The 17,656-nt window shown below is 53.9% G+C and carries 13 protein-coding genes and 1 pseudogene; 5 read left to right on the top strand and 9 right to left on the bottom strand.

What is annotated here, in order from left to right; translation table 11 throughout:
• Nucleotides 1-712: 712 nt before the first annotated feature.
• Entirely contained in the window at nt 713-1,225 is a 513-nt protein-coding gene (locus DM868_RS11780) for a hypothetical protein (protein ID WP_137277077.1), read from the bottom strand.
• An 88-nt stretch (nt 1,226-1,313) separates the two neighbouring features.
• Here DM868_RS11780 and DM868_RS11775 point away from each other — a divergent pair, with 88 nt between their 5' ends.
• The 3 genes from DM868_RS11775 to DM868_RS11770 all read left to right on the top strand — a co-directional run bounded on the left by DM868_RS11775 (nt 1,314) and on the right by DM868_RS11770 (nt 4,475).
• On the top strand, nt 1,314-2,696 hold the full coding sequence (locus DM868_RS11775; RefSeq protein ID WP_170964501.1) for an MmgE/PrpD family protein: 1,383 nt from the start codon (nt 1,314-1,316) through the stop codon (nt 2,694-2,696).
• A gap of 155 nt (nt 2,697-2,851) precedes the next feature.
• On the top strand, nt 2,852-2,983 hold the full coding sequence (locus DM868_RS15665) for a hypothetical protein (protein ID WP_281280710.1): 132 nt from the start codon (nt 2,852-2,854) through the stop codon (nt 2,981-2,983).
• Nucleotides 2,984-3,494: 511 nt separating this feature from the next.
• Nucleotides 3,495-4,475, top strand: coding sequence for an aminopeptidase (locus DM868_RS11770; RefSeq protein ID WP_137277075.1), 981 nt, complete (start codon nt 3,495-3,497; stop codon nt 4,473-4,475).
• Between the two features lie 812 nt (nt 4,476-5,287).
• Here DM868_RS11770 and DM868_RS11760 read toward each other — a convergent pair.
• Both DM868_RS11760 and DM868_RS11755 read right to left on the bottom strand, forming a co-directional pair.
• Nucleotides 5,288-6,055, bottom strand: coding sequence for an SDR family oxidoreductase (locus DM868_RS11760; protein WP_137277074.1), 768 nt, complete (start codon nt 6,053-6,055; stop codon nt 5,288-5,290).
• Between the two features lie 208 nt (nt 6,056-6,263).
• Nucleotides 6,264-6,935, bottom strand: coding sequence for an MBL fold metallo-hydrolase (locus tag DM868_RS11755; RefSeq protein ID WP_137277073.1), 672 nt, complete (start codon nt 6,933-6,935; stop codon nt 6,264-6,266).
• Nucleotides 6,936-7,140: 205 nt separating this feature from the next.
• On the opposite strand from DM868_RS11755, the gene DM868_RS11750 reads away from it, so the two are divergent.
• Together DM868_RS11750 and DM868_RS11745 are read left to right on the top strand one after the other, a co-directional pair.
• Nucleotides 7,141-8,352: an MFS transporter gene (locus tag DM868_RS11750; protein ID WP_137277072.1), complete on the top strand. Its 1,212-nt coding sequence runs from the start codon at nt 7,141-7,143 to the stop codon at nt 8,350-8,352.
• A 186-nt stretch (nt 8,353-8,538) separates the two neighbouring features.
• Complete coding sequence (locus DM868_RS11745) at nt 8,539-9,870, top strand: acetyl-CoA hydrolase/transferase C-terminal domain-containing protein (protein WP_137277071.1); 1,332 nt, start codon at nt 8,539-8,541, stop codon at nt 9,868-9,870.
• 87 nt (nt 9,871-9,957) lie between these two features.
• Here DM868_RS11745 and DM868_RS11740 read toward each other — a convergent pair whose 3' ends face one another.
• The 6 genes and pseudogenes from DM868_RS11740 to DM868_RS11715 all read right to left on the bottom strand — a co-directional run bounded on the left by DM868_RS11740 (nt 9,958) and on the right by DM868_RS11715 (nt 17,519).
• Nucleotides 9,958-11,169, bottom strand: a complete 1,212-nt coding sequence (locus DM868_RS11740) for an RNA-guided endonuclease InsQ/TnpB family protein (RefSeq protein WP_137277070.1) — start codon at nt 11,167-11,169, stop codon at nt 9,958-9,960.
• Between the two features lie 23 nt (nt 11,170-11,192).
• Nucleotides 11,193-12,084, bottom strand: a pseudogene (locus DM868_RS15510) (DUF6610 family protein); the annotation flags it as partial.
• A 98-nt stretch (nt 12,085-12,182) separates the two neighbouring features.
• On the bottom strand, nt 12,183-13,397 hold the full coding sequence (locus DM868_RS11730) for an acyl-CoA dehydrogenase family protein (RefSeq protein ID WP_137277069.1): 1,215 nt from the start codon (nt 13,395-13,397) through the stop codon (nt 12,183-12,185).
• A gap of 172 nt (nt 13,398-13,569) precedes the next feature.
• Nucleotides 13,570-14,442: a 3-hydroxyacyl-CoA dehydrogenase family protein gene (locus DM868_RS11725; protein ID WP_137277188.1), complete on the bottom strand. Its 873-nt coding sequence runs from the start codon at nt 14,440-14,442 to the stop codon at nt 13,570-13,572.
• Between the two features lie 593 nt (nt 14,443-15,035).
• Nucleotides 15,036-16,214 (bottom strand): thiolase family protein, encoded by a 1,179-nt coding sequence (locus DM868_RS11720; RefSeq protein ID WP_137277068.1) that lies wholly within the window; start codon nt 16,212-16,214, stop codon nt 15,036-15,038.
• 240 nt (nt 16,215-16,454) lie between these two features.
• Nucleotides 16,455-17,519 carry a phosphotransferase family protein gene (locus DM868_RS11715; protein WP_137277067.1) on the bottom strand — a complete coding sequence of 355 codons (1,065 nt, stop codon included), beginning with the start codon at nt 17,517-17,519 and terminating at the stop codon, nt 16,455-16,457.
• Nucleotides 17,520-17,656: the final 137 nt, after the last annotated feature.

Here is a 17,656-nt window from a genome sequence, read left to right as displayed (position 1 = left end):
GGCGCACTACCGTCAGTACACGGCTGCTCTCCTTTATCGACCGCGTCAAAAGGCCACTACCAGCCGAATTTTGGCATCTAAACACGGTCCAATTCTCGGGTTTGATTTGTTAGGTGACGCGTTTAGAGACATAATCGATCAGAAACAAAAATATACATTTTTCGGAGCGTGATTGTCTAATTCCATGTATTTCGACTCTCTTCAAACGAATTCGGTCTGGTTGAGCTGCGGAGTGTATATACGAAACCACTTTACAGTGACATCAGTCACTGTCTCGATGAATCCATGGCGTAACTGATCAACTGCTGAATAGTGAGCCCAAGTTGTCGAGAATGAATATCACGTCACAATGGAGTAACTCCGCTATATCTCGGAGAAACACGGAGATAGAGTCACCACCGAAGTGATCATGTGTGAGCTAAAAGCCAGCTCGCAGTCACCAGCTTCCGGTGGGTAGGCAAGAGCACTGATCCCGTCGCCGCGATTAGTGCTCAACTCCGTTTTAATAAATAGAGTCTCACCCTTGGGTACCCACGTACAACAGAAGGCAGGAATGAGTTGAAACGCTGTTTCATCGATGAGTACTATCGTTAATTGCGCCGGAGAGATTTTTGACGAGAGTCTCAGTCTTCGACCACTGGTCAATTTCGTCAGGGTCGCGCTTGGCAGCGCCACGTTGGAATCCTTGGTTGTTCTAGTTGAGTTTGTCGGGTTAATTGCCGGCGGTGCGGGAGGAAATCCACATCAAATTCATCCTCAGGAAGCCAGACAAGGCAAGGGAAAGACCAGAGATCGCCTTCGAAGCCATGCGCTTCTGCTCAAAGGAGCAGTAGCTCTTCAGGTTCGGGGTAGTCTGCTCCTTTCCTTTGATGACATCGTGAGAACGTTTCCAAAATCTGATCTCCGGCCTGTGAACGAGATGTAGGCTCCCCATCGAATCTTGCAGAATTATGCTCAACACATCATCTCGGATATTTTCGAGGCGCGAATTTGAGGTAGACAAGAGGCCTTCGTCGTTCCAGATAACTGATCCCCACAACTTTTCAGGTGAGTTGACAAGACCCATGACACTAATTGCCGTGACGCTTTTTTCTCCCCCTGACTCGCCGACGAGCCTCACGGTTTCTCCATGGTTAATAGAGAGATCGACGTTGTTGACAGCTTCTACACCGCTGTCTTTCGTGTCGGCCCGAGATGAAAGTCGGTTAACGTCTAGTAATGTCATGTGTTTTCATCGCGTAGGGCTATGATATTTCGTCTCTAAAAATAGGTACAGTTGCATATTTATAATGGTGCAGGTATATGGTCGTGCTATGTGTGCGACTATAACCAGTAAGATCGAAAATGAGATCGTATCGCTACCAACTAAAATCGAATATAAAGACCTTCCTAGCAGTACCAAGGACCGCGCACGACGCCTGCTGAAGGACCAAATCGCTGTTCAAATCGGCACCTCCGATCTTCCCTGGTCACGCAATATCAATAGGTACGGTGCTGAGCAAGAGCGAGCAGGAACAAGCACCATTGCCGCTGACGGTCGCAAAGTTGATGCCGCAACCGCCGCCTTTGTGAACGCATCGTACGGACACGGTTTCGAGTACGACGATGCACATGCGGATAGTCACAGTCATCCGGCATCTATCGTCGTTTCAGCGAGTATCGCCATTGGGGAGGCTCAAGAGGCAACTATTGAAGAAGTGCTCACCGCTATGATTACAGGGTACGAAGTATATACCCGGATCGGAACAATGGCGGCGCCAGAACTCCTGACTACTGGATGGCATCCTCATCCCGTACTCGGTCCGTTTGGTGCAGCGGCGGCCACAGCATCTCTATGGAACTTCGACGAACAACAAACTGCACATGCTCTTGCAATCGCGGCGAGTCATGCAAGCGGCACCACAGAATACTCCTCCACCGGCGGCTCGGTCAAGCGTGTACATTCCGGGATGGGCAGCCGCGGTGGGATTGAAGCTGCCCGATTGGCAAAACATGGCGTGACAGGGCCGCGTAAATTCCTGACCGGGAACAAAGGATTCTTTTCTACATTTGTGGATAAAGATGGATTTAGTGCTGCTGATGTCGGGGATTTAACTAGCTTTGAAATAGACACAGCTTGGATTAAACCGTACTGTACCTGCGGGGGTACGCACGGATACATCGACGCGGTCAAGGCGATCGACCCAGACCCCGCTAACATCGACAAAATCGTCGCCCGTCTCCAACCCGAGACAGACAGTATCGTTGGGACACAAAACGAGAATGCATACAAGCCAACAGACATTATCGAAGTTCAGTACAGTCTCCCATTCCAGATCGCTCTGGCTGCTCATGGGTTTGGCAACGGCTATCAGGCCCACCGACGGATCGTCGACGGAGAACTAATCGACAACAAAGACCTCCTCGAAACGGTGAACAAGGTGGAAATGGTCGTTGATGATGAACTCGATACTCGTAATAGTTCAGCGGTGGCGGATATGGAGATTGAATTTGGGGATAATAGCGAGCATCAATTCATTGAACACTCGAAGGGGAGAGCGGAAAACCCACTAACAGAGGAGGAGTTCCGGGCAAAGATTGACGATCTAACTGTACCTGTTCTCGGAGAGGAGAACGCGGAGCAATTAGCAATGGCGCTCGATAGCTTTTCCCTTCAAGACTCAGTATCTGAACTAATGGAACTGACCTATATATAGGGGTCCGGCGAATTTTGAGGGCTCGCAGGTCGACCCCCCACGGCCTCGATCGAACCTAACTCTGTTTTCAATGACAACAGATCGCGCCAGACAAATGTGGGTTGTTCACTGTAGGGCGCTTCCCCAACGACAGTCCCAGCGGGGACTTCAGCCTCATGAAGGATTGTGGTCCATTCGTCGGTTGTAGCCTCGCGGAATCGGAGTTCGATCTCGAACACGAGTTCATCAATATGTGTGGCGCGATCAGCATCTTGTGGCGGGTGGGCCGGGCGCTGCTCGCGGATTAATACCACGTGTTGCGACGGCCGATGCTGGCGACCGGCTAACCGGGCCGGCTGAAGGGTTTAGGTCGCTCGATCGGGAGTGGGCGCCGGCCGAAGCCGTGCCAGCCCGGATGAGGAGCGCGAGGCTGTTGAACTGGCGTTCACGGTGTGGCACGGTTGTTCACCAAACAAATCGAGCAAGCGCGCACCAAGGCGAGTGGCGATCTGTTTTGATTGGCGTATCTGGAGATACTGTCGGCGGGAAGCTCGTGAGTAGCTATCACCAACGCTCATCAATCTGGCCGTCCGTAGCGGTCCCACATCGAATCTGGAGGCATCTTTGTAGGCTACCTTCGTGAGATACTGTCGCAAGTTGACGATACCGACGCTCCTAAATGATTGACGGCGAAGGTGATTCCATGAGAATCCTACTGAAACCTTAGAGCATGAAGCGCGTCGTGAAGTCCACTCTGTTATAAAATCTACAGTCTAGTTAACCGGTAACTATTTATTCTCTGGTGGAAACAAACTTGGTATGATAGAAGATGCCGAACTGATTGAGAGTGCGAAGATACCCTTTGAATTAAACGTCGAAAGCGAAGATACGGATGTGCTCATCGTATCAGATACGGGCATGGATTCGCGTGTTTGGTCAATCTTGAATACGGCCGCTAGATCCCTGGATTTAGAACCAACAGTCACGCTGATGCCGGCTACTGACCACCCACAAGCCGAGCCAACAGAACAGGTTAAGCAGGCTATGTTAGCCTCTGACATCTGCGTAATGGTGACGTCAAACGCTATCGTACATAGTGACGCAGCGGTAGAAGTCCGTGAGAACGGTATACCTGTGATTGGTATGGAAGAGATAACCCCTGAAATATTAAACGGTGGTGCCGCATCTGCCAACTACGAATCCTTTGCTGAAACAGGTAGAAAATTAAGAGATAAGTTTGTTGAAGGGGAGACGATTTCGATCACCACTCCGTCCGGCACTGACTTAGAAGCAGACATAAAAGATCGAGTCGGGTTTTCTTTTGCCGCCAAAATTGAAGAGCAACCCGGAGATAATAGTATGTTGGGCGCCGCTTTCCCCGACGGCGAAGTGTGCATCTCCCCTAACGAAAGCACCGCAAATGGAACGATAGTCTGGGATACGTCGATGCATCAGATCGGTTCTATTACAGAACCTATCGAGGCGAAAATAGAAGATGGATTCGCGACTAGCATAATTGGTGGACAAGAAGCAGAACTCCTTCGTAGCATTCTGGAAGATACAAACGACCCTAATTCATATAATTTAGCGGAAATAGCAGTCGGAATCAATACTGGGGCGGATATCACGGGGCTTATGAGGCAGGATAAAAAGGCAGAAGGATATGCCCATATGGCGTTAGGGTCAAATGACGATACTGGTGGGGAAATTGCCGCACCTATTCACATCGACGGGATCGCCAAGAACCCCACGGTTAAAATAGACGGCGAGGTTATTTATGACGGTAAGCCGGTAGTCTAAACCCGAACTGGCGAACAAATTTTCGGAGTTGAATAGATTAGTCCTTTAGCGCTAAGTTTCGACTGCTCGGGTTACTTTCCCGTTCGGGCACTGCTAGATGGGGATTGTATTGAACCGATCTCTTCCAGGGAAGTGAAAAGATGCTGCTCGAAGAACTCCAAGTCGACGTAACCGGTTCGCCTTTAATGGGTTTTGGATTCGTGATTGGACGCGCACGCTAGCCTATCTGATCAGGTTGGCGTGCGCTGCCCATGTTGGTGCCGCCTCGTTAGCGGAGTGTCGAGACCTCTATGGCTGGCTCGGTGTCGAACGACGTCAGGCAACAATCGACATTAAGACGAAAGTCGGGCTCCCAATCGACTTTCGTGGCACAGGGGGCAAGATCATGCAATTCTTAGACGAACTCAAAGAAATCTACCGCGTCGGAGACGCGGAGTTTCTCGTAGATGGAATAGAGGCTATCCAACCGCTCTTGCACGCACAGATTTTAGTGGTGAGTTCATCTATACGGACGGAAAATCGTCGAGAAGTTCTCCCAGACCTATACCATACGAATCGAATGATTCCACGAAGCTTGGAACTGCAGTCAGGCAACGCCGAGAGCTGGCTGACTGCCTACACCGCCTACTATAATCACCAACGCAGCCACCAAGCACTTGCTAGTCAACTGTAGGTCAAAACACTCAAACAACGGAGTTCGATCTATCAGTACCATTTCAGACGTGTGGAAAGCTGACGAAGTCTACGTGACAGCGGGCGAGAACGGGAGACGAAGGGAATGGCTCTATTTTGCTCTTAGTGCGAGTGACGATTTAGGTGTTCGATCGACCTCCGTCAACAATGAGCGACTCGCCGTTAACATAGCCAGCGAGGTCGTCTGAGGCGAGATAGAGTGCTGCACCCGCGACATCCTCGGGCTGACCGAGCCGTTCCATCGATGTGTTCTCCGCGCTTTCTTGCGTTGCGACAGGGACATCGTCTTTGGTCATCTTAGTCTCAATAACGCCCGGGTGAATTGCGTTCACTCGAATACCCTCTGGCCCGAGTTCGTCTGCGAGAGAGTACGTGAGCAGGCGTACCGCCCCCTTCGTGGTGTGATAGACCGAGAACGTTGCCTGACCAATGATACCGGCGACACTAGACATGTTGATGATGGTGCCCCGGTCGCCATTATCGAGCATTTTCTTTGCTGCAGCTTGCGCTCCGAAGAACACACCTTTGACGTTGATGTCCATCATCTGCTCGTATTCATCTTCCGTCACCTCTATGAAGTCCTTCTGACGGAAGATTCCGGCATTGTTGACTATGATATCAATCCCACCGAACTCATCTGCCGCGTCTACTGCCTCAACAAGGCTATCGGTGTCTGTGACATCGCATTCTACGAACTTCGCATCAACACCATAGTTGTCTGCAACAAGTTGGTGGGTTGGTTCTCCACCTTCTCGTGGAGTCTCTTGAATGTCTGCAACTACGATATCTGCTCCTTCTTTAGCGTAAGCATCCGCAATCGCACGACCGTTCCCGCTTGCGGCACCTGTTACTACTGCGACTTTTTTATCGAGCAGTTGTTTGGTCATAGGACTGTCATTAAGTTCGGTAGATATAAAGAACTTCGGTACGCGCAGGGCTGTTTTCCTACCACAACGATTTTGACTGCTGAATAAGAAATAAGACTATTTAGACAGGGGTCCTCGTACTTTGACTCCTGTTCTAAACGTACTGTTCGCAGGCTGGTTCTATCGGCTAATTTTTGTGTAGAATTTATCCTATGGATGGGTTGTCAGGTTAGAATAGGACGACTCGTGGACCTCCTTCTTCGACGTTCTGCTTGAACGCCTCTGCATCGGTGTGAATTCCTGGAATCGCTTTCGTGTTGTAGTGAATTGGAAGAACTAAATCTGGACCAATGCTCTCGACCATCTCAGCCGCCTCATGTCGATCCATGGTGTACGTCCCACCGATGGGAGGTAGAATAACATCTGCGTCGATGTCCTCATGTTCGTCAAGAAAGTCGGTATCACAAGGTACATAGATTGAAACACCATCGATCAGAAGTACAAGCCCGATAACCTCGCCTTTAGCGTGGTATGGTTCTCCGTTCTCCTGGATGTGTTCTCCATCCGGCCGGTTATACGCAGGGACTGTCTGTACCTCGATTCCATCAACTGACATCTCCCCGTCGTAGGGAAGCGGCTTTACATCGTGAATCAACTCACTAGTGTCGATTTCTTCGTATGCAGCTACAATGGTGTTCTCGGTGGAAACAGCCCGGATCGCCTCTGGGTCATAATGGTCCTGATCATCATGGGTCACAAACACAAAATCGGCGTCGCTAGGTGTGCCATTTATTACCTCCATCCATGGATCGATGTAGATTATAGTTCCGTCTGTATTTTCGATGCGGACGGTTGCGTGGCCAGGTCGCTCAAACGTGACTCTCTCGTATTCTGCTTTCATCGATTCGAACAGTTTTATCCGACGGCATATCAAATTTTTTTCAGATGGCCGACATCAGCATCGGTTGTGATTGCGCTATCGGCATTGATAATCCGGTCTCCAAGTCAGCGAAGAATGTCTTTCGGAAGCAGTCGATCCACATAAGCCAATTCCTCTATGAGTTCAAACAGCCATCCATTTATACGCTCTCAATCAACGTTTTATTATGCGGACAGACCCCGAAGAAACGAGTCTCAAATCGCGCATTCCGTGGCATTCAGGGACGTTTCACGTCATCATCGCCAGTTCGTTGATGGGGGTAATGGGAGTCTCTCTTATCGGCCCGGTTCTCCCCGAACTTAGACCCGCATTCGGCATTTCAGATGCAGAGGCCGGACTTGTTATTACCACCTATGCGTTACCGGGGATCTTTCTCACCCCTGTTATCGGGTTGCTCGCCGATCGGTTCGGCCGAAAACAGCTCTTGATACCGCTCCTATTCACGTACGGTGTCTCAGGTGGGGCGATTGCGTTTACCACGAACTTCACCATTGTGTTAGTACTCCGTATCTTCCAAGGACTCGGTGCCACCGCATTAGCCATGCTAGCCATCACTCTCATCGGGGATATATACGAAGGAACGCAACGAGACGCGCTAATCGGCGTGAATGGCAGTATGATCGGGATCGGAGCAGCGTTCTTTCCGATGGTCGGAGGAGTTCTCGGAGGTATTGGATGGAACCTTCCGTTTTTGCTCTATGGTATTGGCATCATTGTGGGGATGCTGGCGATCGTCTTGGTTGACGTGCCCGCTCAAAACGAGTCGAGGGATGATGTCCGAGTGTACCTCACCCGATTGTTCGCCACCTCCCGAAGTCCGCGGGCGTTGGCGATTTTTGCAGCGTTGTTCGCCACCATATTCGTGTTCTACGGAGCCGTGATTATCGCTCTTCCGTTACTGTTGAGCGACGAGTTCGGTCTGGGTCCGGAATTAATCGGGATCGTCCTCGCTGTCGTCTCATTGTCGAACGCTGTGACAGCTTCTCAGTACGGTCGGATTTCTCAACTTCGTAGTGGCCCCGAGCTCGCTGGCCTCGGATTTGTTGCCTTCGGACTGGGGCTTCTCATGATTGGAGTCGCCGCTACTATTTTGCTGATTTCGGTTGGGCTGCTCGCTTTCGGCGTAGGCATCGGCTTGTTTTTCCCGTCGATTGATACCATTATCATCACTGACTTCTCTGAGGAACTTCGCGCTGGTGTGATGGGATTGCGTACCAGCACGCTCCGTTTGGGCCAGACTATCGGGCCAGTCGTCTTTACCGGAGTAGCCGAATTCTTTTTTGTGGAGACGGTAAATGGCTATCGTGTCATTCTGTTTGTAGTCAGTGTAATCGTAATCAGTCTGGGAAGTATAATTTATGTGCTTCTACGGCGCTGAGGGAATCGTGTTGGGGAGAGGTAGACGCCAGTGCTGCTTATTATCTGTTGCTGAGGGTTTCAACATAAGCTGTGTGGATCGGAATATGTAGAGTCAGTTGAAGAATATTGATGACAGCAGTCATCTGCTGTTGTGTCTCAAGACCCGTGTGGGGGTGTGAAGTCGTCCGAGTGCGACGTTTCTTGCATGGCGGAACTGAAGGAATTGTCGTTAGTTATATGCTGTCCGCGCAAGTATAAATTCCTGAACATGGCCAAAAATCTGGAAGATTTTGAATTAAAGGATAACGACTTATTACTTACCAGAGGCCCTTATTCAGGAGAATTATTTAGAGATATACTGGATTCTAATGCGAACGCGACAGCCTTAATAATGGGTCCAACGCTGGACAGAGAGGGTGGGTTCAGTATAAAAGATTTCGCTGAACAGTCGAATAATATAGATGTTATTTTGACCTCGCCCCGAGGCGATTCAAAATCGGCATATGATGATGGCACTGTTGATTTTATGCCGGTTAAATTGAACGATTACCCTGGTGTTATCAAAAAGCTTGCACATAAAAACGAACGAACTGTTGGTATTCTTGAGACTACCCAGCCATCTGACGGGAAGGTTTATCCGGGAATATCAGCAGTAGCAGTGCCCGAGATCATAGAAGCTGCGGACGTTCTAGTTGCTGAAATGAATGAGCTTCAACCGAAAGTAAATGGCTTATCATATAAATATGATATATTTGATTATGTGAGAGAGTGCTCTGTTCCTCTTCCAAAACAGCCCATCCCTGAACCAGATGATTCATTTATGAAAATTGGCGAAAATATCGCCAACCTCATTCCAGATACTGGGACAATTCAAATCGGATTCGGAAAAATACCAAATGCGATTGGTCAATGCTTAACTCCCGAGAAGAACCTTGGTCTACATTCTGGGTTAGTAACACCGGTGATAAAAGATTTGATTGAAAGAGATATTATTACTAAAGGTAGTGGCGTGTTGCCTTCGGTAGACGATTGCCCCCTAGGCAGTCCCGGACTTACCATAGCCGCCCTAGGAGACAGTCAAGAGTTTTATGAATGGCTGGAGAATACAAATTATATAGAATTACGTGGGATGGAACAAACCCACGATCCCCAGCTCGTGTCGACCATCGATGATTTTGTGGCTATTAACTCTGGAGTTGAAGTGGATTTGAACGGACAAGTAAATGGCGAACGGATTAACGGACAACAAATAGCAGGCCCTGGTGGCCAGCCAATATTTTTTAATATAGCAAGGAAAAGTAAAAATGGTAAAGCGATAATAGCTTTACCGAGTCAGACTAACAGTGGATATAGTAAAATAGTCTCAGGAATATCTAAGAAAAATATTGTAACCACACCCCGGTATAATATTGATTATGTCGTCACGGAACAAGGAACAGCAGATGTTCAATTCCAAACAGAAAAAGAATCTACACAACAAATACTTCAAGTAGCTCATCCCGAGCATCGGGATCGTTTAAAAGATAACATTACATAACTCAAATCGATATCACGGGCGCTATCCGGAGGGGGTCGGTAAGCTAACCTACGACTAAAGTCGTGGGCTTTCAGCGTGGACTCCCGTTCACGCCTCTAGCGAGGCAGGAGGCTCATGCTCTCCGTTCACGTTCAGCGTCCCGCTGTTCAAACGCACGCCTACGGGTGCGCCTCCGTCGTCTCCGGTTTGGTTCCGGCGGAGATACCGCAAGCCGATGTTCTTCGCTGCGTTGTAGTCTGCGTGATTCTCGTACCCGCACTTCAGGCACTCGAACGATTCGCTCTGGCGGTTGTCCGGGTGCGTGAACCCACAGGTCGAACACCGACGACTCGTATTCTCCGGGTCAACCTGCTCCACCTCTATGCCGTATTCGGCGGCTTTGTACTCGACGTACTCGTAGAGGCGGTTAAAGGCCCATTTGTGGCCCCACGACGCACCAGTTCGCTCGCGAATGTCCGTCAAGTCCTCGAAGGCGATCACCGAACACTCAGTCTCACGAGCCTCGTTAACCAACTCGTTGCTGATGCGGTGAAGCGTGATCTTGAACCGGCCTTCCTCTTTCCGGCCAATAGATTCGATATTCTCGTGTGCCCAGCGCGTGCCGCACTGCTGGAGATCGCCACGTCGCTTCTCGTATTCGCGCCGCCAGTGGTCGAACTCCTCACCCGTCCAGAACGTGCCCGTACTCGTCACGGCAAGGTTGTTCACGCCGAGGTCAACCCCGAGAACCGTTCCGTTCTCGGTGGTTGCCTGTTCCGACGTGTCGGTCTCCACATTCCGTTTGCAGTGGATGTGAAGCATCCAGTTGCCGTTTCGGTAATGCAGTTCTGCCCCCGTGGTTTCGTACTCATCTGAGAAGAAATACGCCGAGTGGGGCGTGTCACGTTCCTTGTCAGGTAGCACGTAGTCGGCTTCGATTCGACCAGCAACCGTGGCAATGCTCACGTAGTCGTTATGGAACGTGGCAGTTCGGTGGTCGTAGACGAGGTGTGGACTGGTGAAGTGTGGAATCGACGCCTTCTTCGCCTGTTTCCGGCGTTCGACCACGCTTTTGCAGGCGTCAGCGGCCTTGTTGCGAGCGGCTTGGACGTGGTTGCTGTGCAACCGTCCCTCGTCGCGCACGTCCTCGTAGGTGTCGTCGTGGAGCGTGGTCTTGCTCGTCGTGACGTACTCACCCTCAAAAGCGTGCCGTGTGACGTAGTTGGCGGTCCAGAGAAACTCGTCTACGGTCTCGCGGAGAAGTACGTCGTCATCACTGTCCACGTCGAGTCGGACGGGGACAGTGCGGCGCTTCTCCATACATCATACGTGCAGTCTATGGTTCAAAAACATTGGGAAGTCAGGAATGCTGTCGTCGGTGGATTGGTGCACTGAGCGCACGCGCTTCCTCCCACGACTGAAGTCGTGAGTTTCCGCGCTGTTCCTCCTATGAAACGGATTCTCCGGCATATCTCACGAGGATGGAGCAGTACAATTTCCTCGGGGTTGTTCCGGTGGCTGCGTGAAAAGAAACACGCGTAACTGCAGTACCCACAGACAGGGCCGGTATCGTATTCGGCGACGTAGGGGCCGCGGCGCGTTTACCAGACTTTTGCCCCGAATTCGGTGTAAGCGGCCTGCTTGAGATCGGCTGGGGTTTGCCCCCGTACTCAATCTGTAACCCCTCGTCCTGGGGTGTTGTCTCGGGCCAGATACCACGGACCTTCGAAAAGTCATGGACTCGGGCGAGACTACGGCGTACCGTCTTCCGAATGGTGATGTAATCGGCGTCGCGACCGCTGTCGTCCCAGCTGTCGGCCGTCCAAAACTCCCCAAACTGCGCGCTACGATGGACCCCATTCCAGTCGACGCCACGATGACGGCTGGTGGATCGTCCGAGAGCGTCGGTCGAGTCAGCCATCGGATGGCATCGAGTTTGGGCGGGCTCCTGCCGAGGAAATGGACTTGCTGGCCGCGCCAGTCCGCGGGGTCAGAGAACTTGTGGGGCAACCGGTAGGCGTACCCGCGCCAATAGTCGAGGATGAAATCTTCGGGAACCGCGTCGATCACTGCTCGGGACTTCGGGACGATGATGAGCTCGGCATCTGGGTTGCTGCCCTGAATCTCGTGAGCAGCAGCGACGTGGTCGTGGACATCAGCGAGTGTGTAGACGTCGCCGATGACGGCGACCTGTGGTTCGTATTCGAAGAAGCGATCAACGAACCGAACATCTGGACGTACTTATCCAGTAAAGATTCGTCCTAGCCACTATTAGCCCGCAACCCCGCCCCGAAAATCGTCGACTTTGATGTCTCGATCGCCTCCAAGGCCGATTAGAGGCCCTGCTGAGAGGCAATCGTGTTGAGCTGAATCTCGTCGGTTCCCTCGACTATCCGGAGAACGCGGGCGAAGTGAAGGTGGTCCATAAACGGGTTCTCCTCGGAGACCCCGTTACCGCCGTGGATCTGGACGGTCGAGTCCGCGACCTCCCAGTAGGCCTGAGTTGCGAACCACTTCAGGATCGAGGTGTCCTCGATGGCGTCCATGTTCTGGTCCATCTTCCAGGCACAGCGCAGTCCGACGCTATCGGCGGCGTAGGTTCGGGCTCGCGCCGTCGCGATCTTCGAGGAGACCTGCTGAAAGTCACCGATTTTCGACCCGAAGGCTTCGCGCTCAGTGGCGTACTCCCGCGCCTGCTCAAGCAGGTATTCGGACAGGCCCACAGCTTGGGCACCGATCTCGAGGCGACCCAGCGAGAGAAACTCCATCGCGTCGTAGAACGCGCGGTCCACCTCACCGAGGACCCGTGATTCCGGGACACGAACGTCATCGAGGATGACCTCGCCTTGGAGTCCCTCTTGGCCGACAGCGTTATTATATCCGCCCAGTTCGAACTCGTCGTCCTCGACGAGAAAGCAGGTAATGCCGCCGTGGCGACCGGCGTCGGACTGTGGTGTCGTCCGGGCGAATACTTGGATAAAGTCTGCGTAGGGCGCGTTGGTAATCCACTGCTTGTTGCCGTTGATAATCCACTCGTCGCCGTCCTTCTCAGCCGTCGTGCTCATGTTCGGCGAGTCAGATCCGACGCCGGGTTCGGTCTGTCCGAAGCCGGTGGACTTCTCCCCCTTGATGACCGGCTTGACGTAGGTCTCGAACTGCTCCTCGTTGGCGAGCGTCAGGAGGGGTTTCGGCCCCTCCGCGCCCGCGACGACGTGCTCGTTCAGGCCACGCCCGTTCGAGAATGCCTGACGCGTTGCGGCGTACCACGTGACGTTCGAGACACCCCCACCTCCGACTTCCTCGGAGAGATTCATGGCGTAGTACCCGGCCTCGGCACTCTTGCGGCGGACCTTGTCGATTGCCTCGACGACCGGCTCGACCGGTCGCCCCTCTTCGGTGTATCCCTTCCGGGGATGGGTCAGCAACTCGCCGAGTTCGTTCTCAAGGGGTTCGACCTCTTGCTTGATAAAGTCTTGGAGCCCCTCGAGAATAAGCTTCGTTTCGTCGTCTAATGCGAACGAGACACCCGTCCCACTAGTTCCACTCATTCTACTGGTACAAGCGGTGCGTAGGCATATACGCTTTTCGAAAGTCGGATTTTTTAGGGGTAGGGAGTAGAAGCTGGCGCGATTGGGAGGCGGGGCTCGGGGCGGCGTGTGACTAACAGATTTCACCCCCTCTTGCCTCGCCTCTGTGTCCACCGGTGCGCCGCCACCGGCCTCACTCGTCGCTCATCCCGACTTTCTCGCCGTCCTCGTAGACATAAAATCCCTCGCCGGTCTTCCGGCCGAGTTTTCCCGCACGGACCTTCTTCTTGAGCAACTGCGGGGGTTTGAACCGCTCGCCGAGTTCCTCACGAAGGTACTGGAGGACCTCGAGGTTCACGTCGAGGCCAGTGTGATCAGCAAGTGTGAGTGGCCCCATCGGATGGTTGTAACCCAGTTCCATCGATGTGTCGATACCCTCGGGGGTCGCCACGCCCTCTTGGACCATTCTGATGGACTCCGCGGCTTGGATGGCGCCGAGTCGGGAGGAGGAAAATCCTGGGAAGTCGTTCACCACGACGCCTACCTTTTTGATCGACTCAGTGTACTCCTTGGCGAACTCTAGGGTTTGGTCGGCGGTCTGCTCCGCGACGATGATTTCGACGAGCTCCATTATGTGGGCTGGATTGAAGAAGTGGATCCCGATGGCCCGCGTGGGATCGTCAAGGACGCTGACGAGTTCGGTGACCGACAGCGAGGACGTGTTCGTCCCGATGATCGCGTCAGCGGGCGCGTACTCGTCGACGTCGGTAAAGATATCTTTTTTCAGTTCCATGTTCTCCGGCGCCGCCTCGATGACGAGGTCGGCGTCCCGAACTGCTGCCTCGAGGTCGGTAGTCCCGGTGAGTCGGTCAATAATCTCGGACTTCTCCGCGTCGTCGATCATGTCCCGCTCAATAGCGCCGTCGAGGTTGTTCTCGATGGCCGCCAGTCCATCGTCGACGATGTCCTGTTCGATGTCCCGCACGACGACCTCATTGCCGGCCATCGCGCTGACCTGTGCGATACCATGCCCCATGCTGCCCGCACCGAGTACGGTGACGTTTATATTTTGCATCTTCGCTCTCCAGTCTGTCCTCCGGGGTATTAATTGTGGCCGTTCGACGACACGAATGTTGTTCGGCGAAACGACAGTGCCGTGCGGGGCGCCGTATTACCCCTCGAAGTTCGATTCCTGCTTCTCGAGCCGTACCTTCATACCTTCCTTTCGGTCGGTGGGGGAACGTGAGTTCGAATCCGCCGGTGATACCTGTGGACTTGATCTCGACGATGACGGGTTCCGTAGTGCTTTAACCATGTCGAACACCGATCAAGACCTTCGTGGATGACCTCGTGCTGGGAGCGATCCTACCCATATATTATCTCGAGATTCATCCCCGCACAGAAGACGGTCCCTCGCGGAAAAGTGCGACTGTTTGGACCACGTCCTCGTCGACCATGCGATCACCTCGAGAAGGTCGGCCATTACGTCGCGATTGAAGGCGTTGCTTTTTTGATCGAGCACGGAACCGTCGCGGTATCTTCCCTGTGCCTGCGGTAGCGTCCCCTCTCCCGCGGTAATCACAATCAACACGGTGAGGGCGATTGGTGGCTGAAACTGGGCCTTAGGGCGTAAAAACGGCGAGTACTGGTGGCGTGCGCTCAGACCCGCTCGATGATCGTGGCGACGCCCTGGCCGAAGCCGATGCACATCGTACAGAGGCCGTACTGCTCACCGTACTCCTCGAGCTGGTAGGCGAGTTTCGTCATGAGCGCTGCGCCGGTAGCTCCGAGGGGGTGTCCATGGGAGATGGCGCCGCCCCAGGTGTTTACCCGCTCCCAGTCGGCCCCGGTTTCCTCGAGCCACAGGTTGATCACCGAAGCAAAGGCCTCGTTGACCTCGAACCGGTCGATGTCGTCGATGGTCATGTCGTTTTGCGCAAGGATCTCTTTGGTCGCCGGAACGGGCCCGGTCAGCATGGTGATCGGATCGACGCCGACGACGTGGGTGTCGACGACGCGCGCCATCGGGTCCCAGCCGTGCTCGTCGACGGCCTCGTCCGACGCGAGGAGGAGGGCTGACGAGCCGTCGACGATCCCAGAGGCGTTCCCGGCGTGGATGACGCCGTCCCCCTCGTCGCGGAACACGAGCGGGAGGTCTCCGAGGGTGTCCATACCAGTGCTGGGACGGGGGTGTTCGTCCTTCTCGACGGTGACCGTCTCTCCATCGAGTTCTGTCTCGACGGGAACGACATGATCGTCGTAGTGGCCGGCCTCCCAAGCCTCGCCACACCGGGACTGGGAGTCGACGGCGATGCAGTCGACGTCTTCGCGCGTGAATCCGTTTTGCTCGGCGATCCGCTCGGCACCCTCCCCCTGAGAAGTCAACTCATCAAAGTACTCCAAGTATGTGTCGGTGACGCCCGCATCACTTGTGTGGGCATTTGGTTCCGGCCCGTCGGAGCCCATCGGCACTCGCGTCATATGTTCGACGCCGCCCCCGACGATCACGTCGTGACTGCCGGCTTCGATTTGGCCCGCGGCGAAGTTCACGGCCTGTTGCCCGGACCCGCACATCCGGTTGAGCTGGACGCCGGGGACGTCCTCGCCCCAGCCCGCGACCATCGGTGCCAGGCGCCCGATGTTGAGCCCCTGTTCGTCGACGGGCGTTACGCATCCGTAGATGACGTCTTCGACGGTCTCCGCTCCGGAAAATCCGTTTCGTTCCTCGAGTGCGCGAAGTGGCGCGGCTGCGAGGTCTTGTGGATGGGTGTTTGCGAACGAGCCGTTACGTTTTCCGAATGGCGTGCGTACGCCGTCAACTAAGTACGTATCCTTCATACAACTACGGTGGATCGTTACAATAATCATTCTTTTGATTATCTTCACTTACCTGAACACCGCCAGCGACAGTAAGCTAATTACTAACTGCTGTCGGTCGTGAATACGTCGGCAGCCGATACCACGTTCGTCGCAACTTCCCTGTGAGTAAGGAAAATTGGATAATTAACAACCGTATGCTTAGATGAAATTACCTAAGGTTATATACGGCATCCCCGCTTGGACTTCCTCGTGAATCCATCAGACCGGCTCGTCGCCCTCGATGATCCGTACTGCCCAGTCGGCCATCGCGGGTACACGCTCGCGCATCTTCGGGTACATCGGGTTGTCGGCGTTGCCTTCTAGGTGCCGGCGGAAGAACATCTCGCAGATGGCCGCGAGCTTGTAGACCGCGAGCGCGCGATAGAACTGCTCGTGCTCGAACGTGACGTCCGTGGCAGCCTCGTACCGGTCGACGATATCAGCCTTCGTCGGGTAGCCCTCGCGGTCGGTAAAGGTCGGCACCAGCTCGGGGATAGCACACGGTGGGTCGTCGGCGTCCCGCCAGTAGGTGAGCAGCCACGCGAGATCGGACCGCGGGTCGCCGAGCGTGCTCATCTCCCAGTCGACGATTCCGGCGATCTCCGGCGGGTCCTCCGACCCGAAGATGACGTTGTCGAGCTTGTAGTCGCCGTGGACCAGCGCATGCGGATGCGAATCGGGGACGTTGGCCGCGAGCCACGAGTGGACGTCGTCGAGAGGCGGGATCGCACGTTCCTTGGCAGTTACCTCGAAGGCCCACTCGAGCTGTTGGTGCCAGCGGTCGACCTGTCGTTCGGTATACCCTTCAGGGCGGCCGAATCCCTCGAGACGGACCGCCTCATAGTCGACAGTATGGATCTCCGCAAGTCGGTCAATGAGTTCCGCGCCGACGCGACGGCGGGTGTCGGGATCGGTGAACCGGTCGGGCTCCTCGTCGCGAAGCACCACTCCCTTCTCCTGTTCCATGACGTAGAAGTCGCTGCCAATGAGGTCGTGGTCGTCGCAGGCCAGCACCGTCGTCGGGACGCGCACATCTGTCTCCTGTAGGGCGTCCATGACGTGGTGTTCACGAATCACGTCGTGGGCGCTGTCGGCGGTCTCGCCGGGCGGCGGCCGCCGGAGGACGAGGTCGTAGTCGCCCCACGTCACGAACAGGGTCTCGTTGGAGTGTCCCCCCGAAAAGCGCTCGACCGAGTACTCGTCGGCGGGCCCGAGTTCCGCCTCCAGATAGTCGGTCAAGGCGCCCTCGTCGACGAGTCGATCCGTGTATTCCTTGGAGGTCATGCGGTCCTCCATCGATACCGGCCATTGATGCCGGTTGGTTGCCTTCGGGTTCTCACGGTTGTGTAGCCGTTAGTTATCTTGGACCACCTAAAGTATAGGGGCATGTCGAGGGCTTGACCTACCAAATTATGTAGGTG

This window comes from Natronomonas salsuginis (genome assembly GCF_005239135.1).
Classification (GTDB): Archaea; Halobacteriota; Halobacteria; order Halobacteriales; family Haloarculaceae; genus Natronomonas; species Natronomonas salsuginis.
The sequence above is the reverse complement of the archived record's forward strand: the minus strand, read 5'-3'. Positions and strand labels throughout refer to the sequence as shown.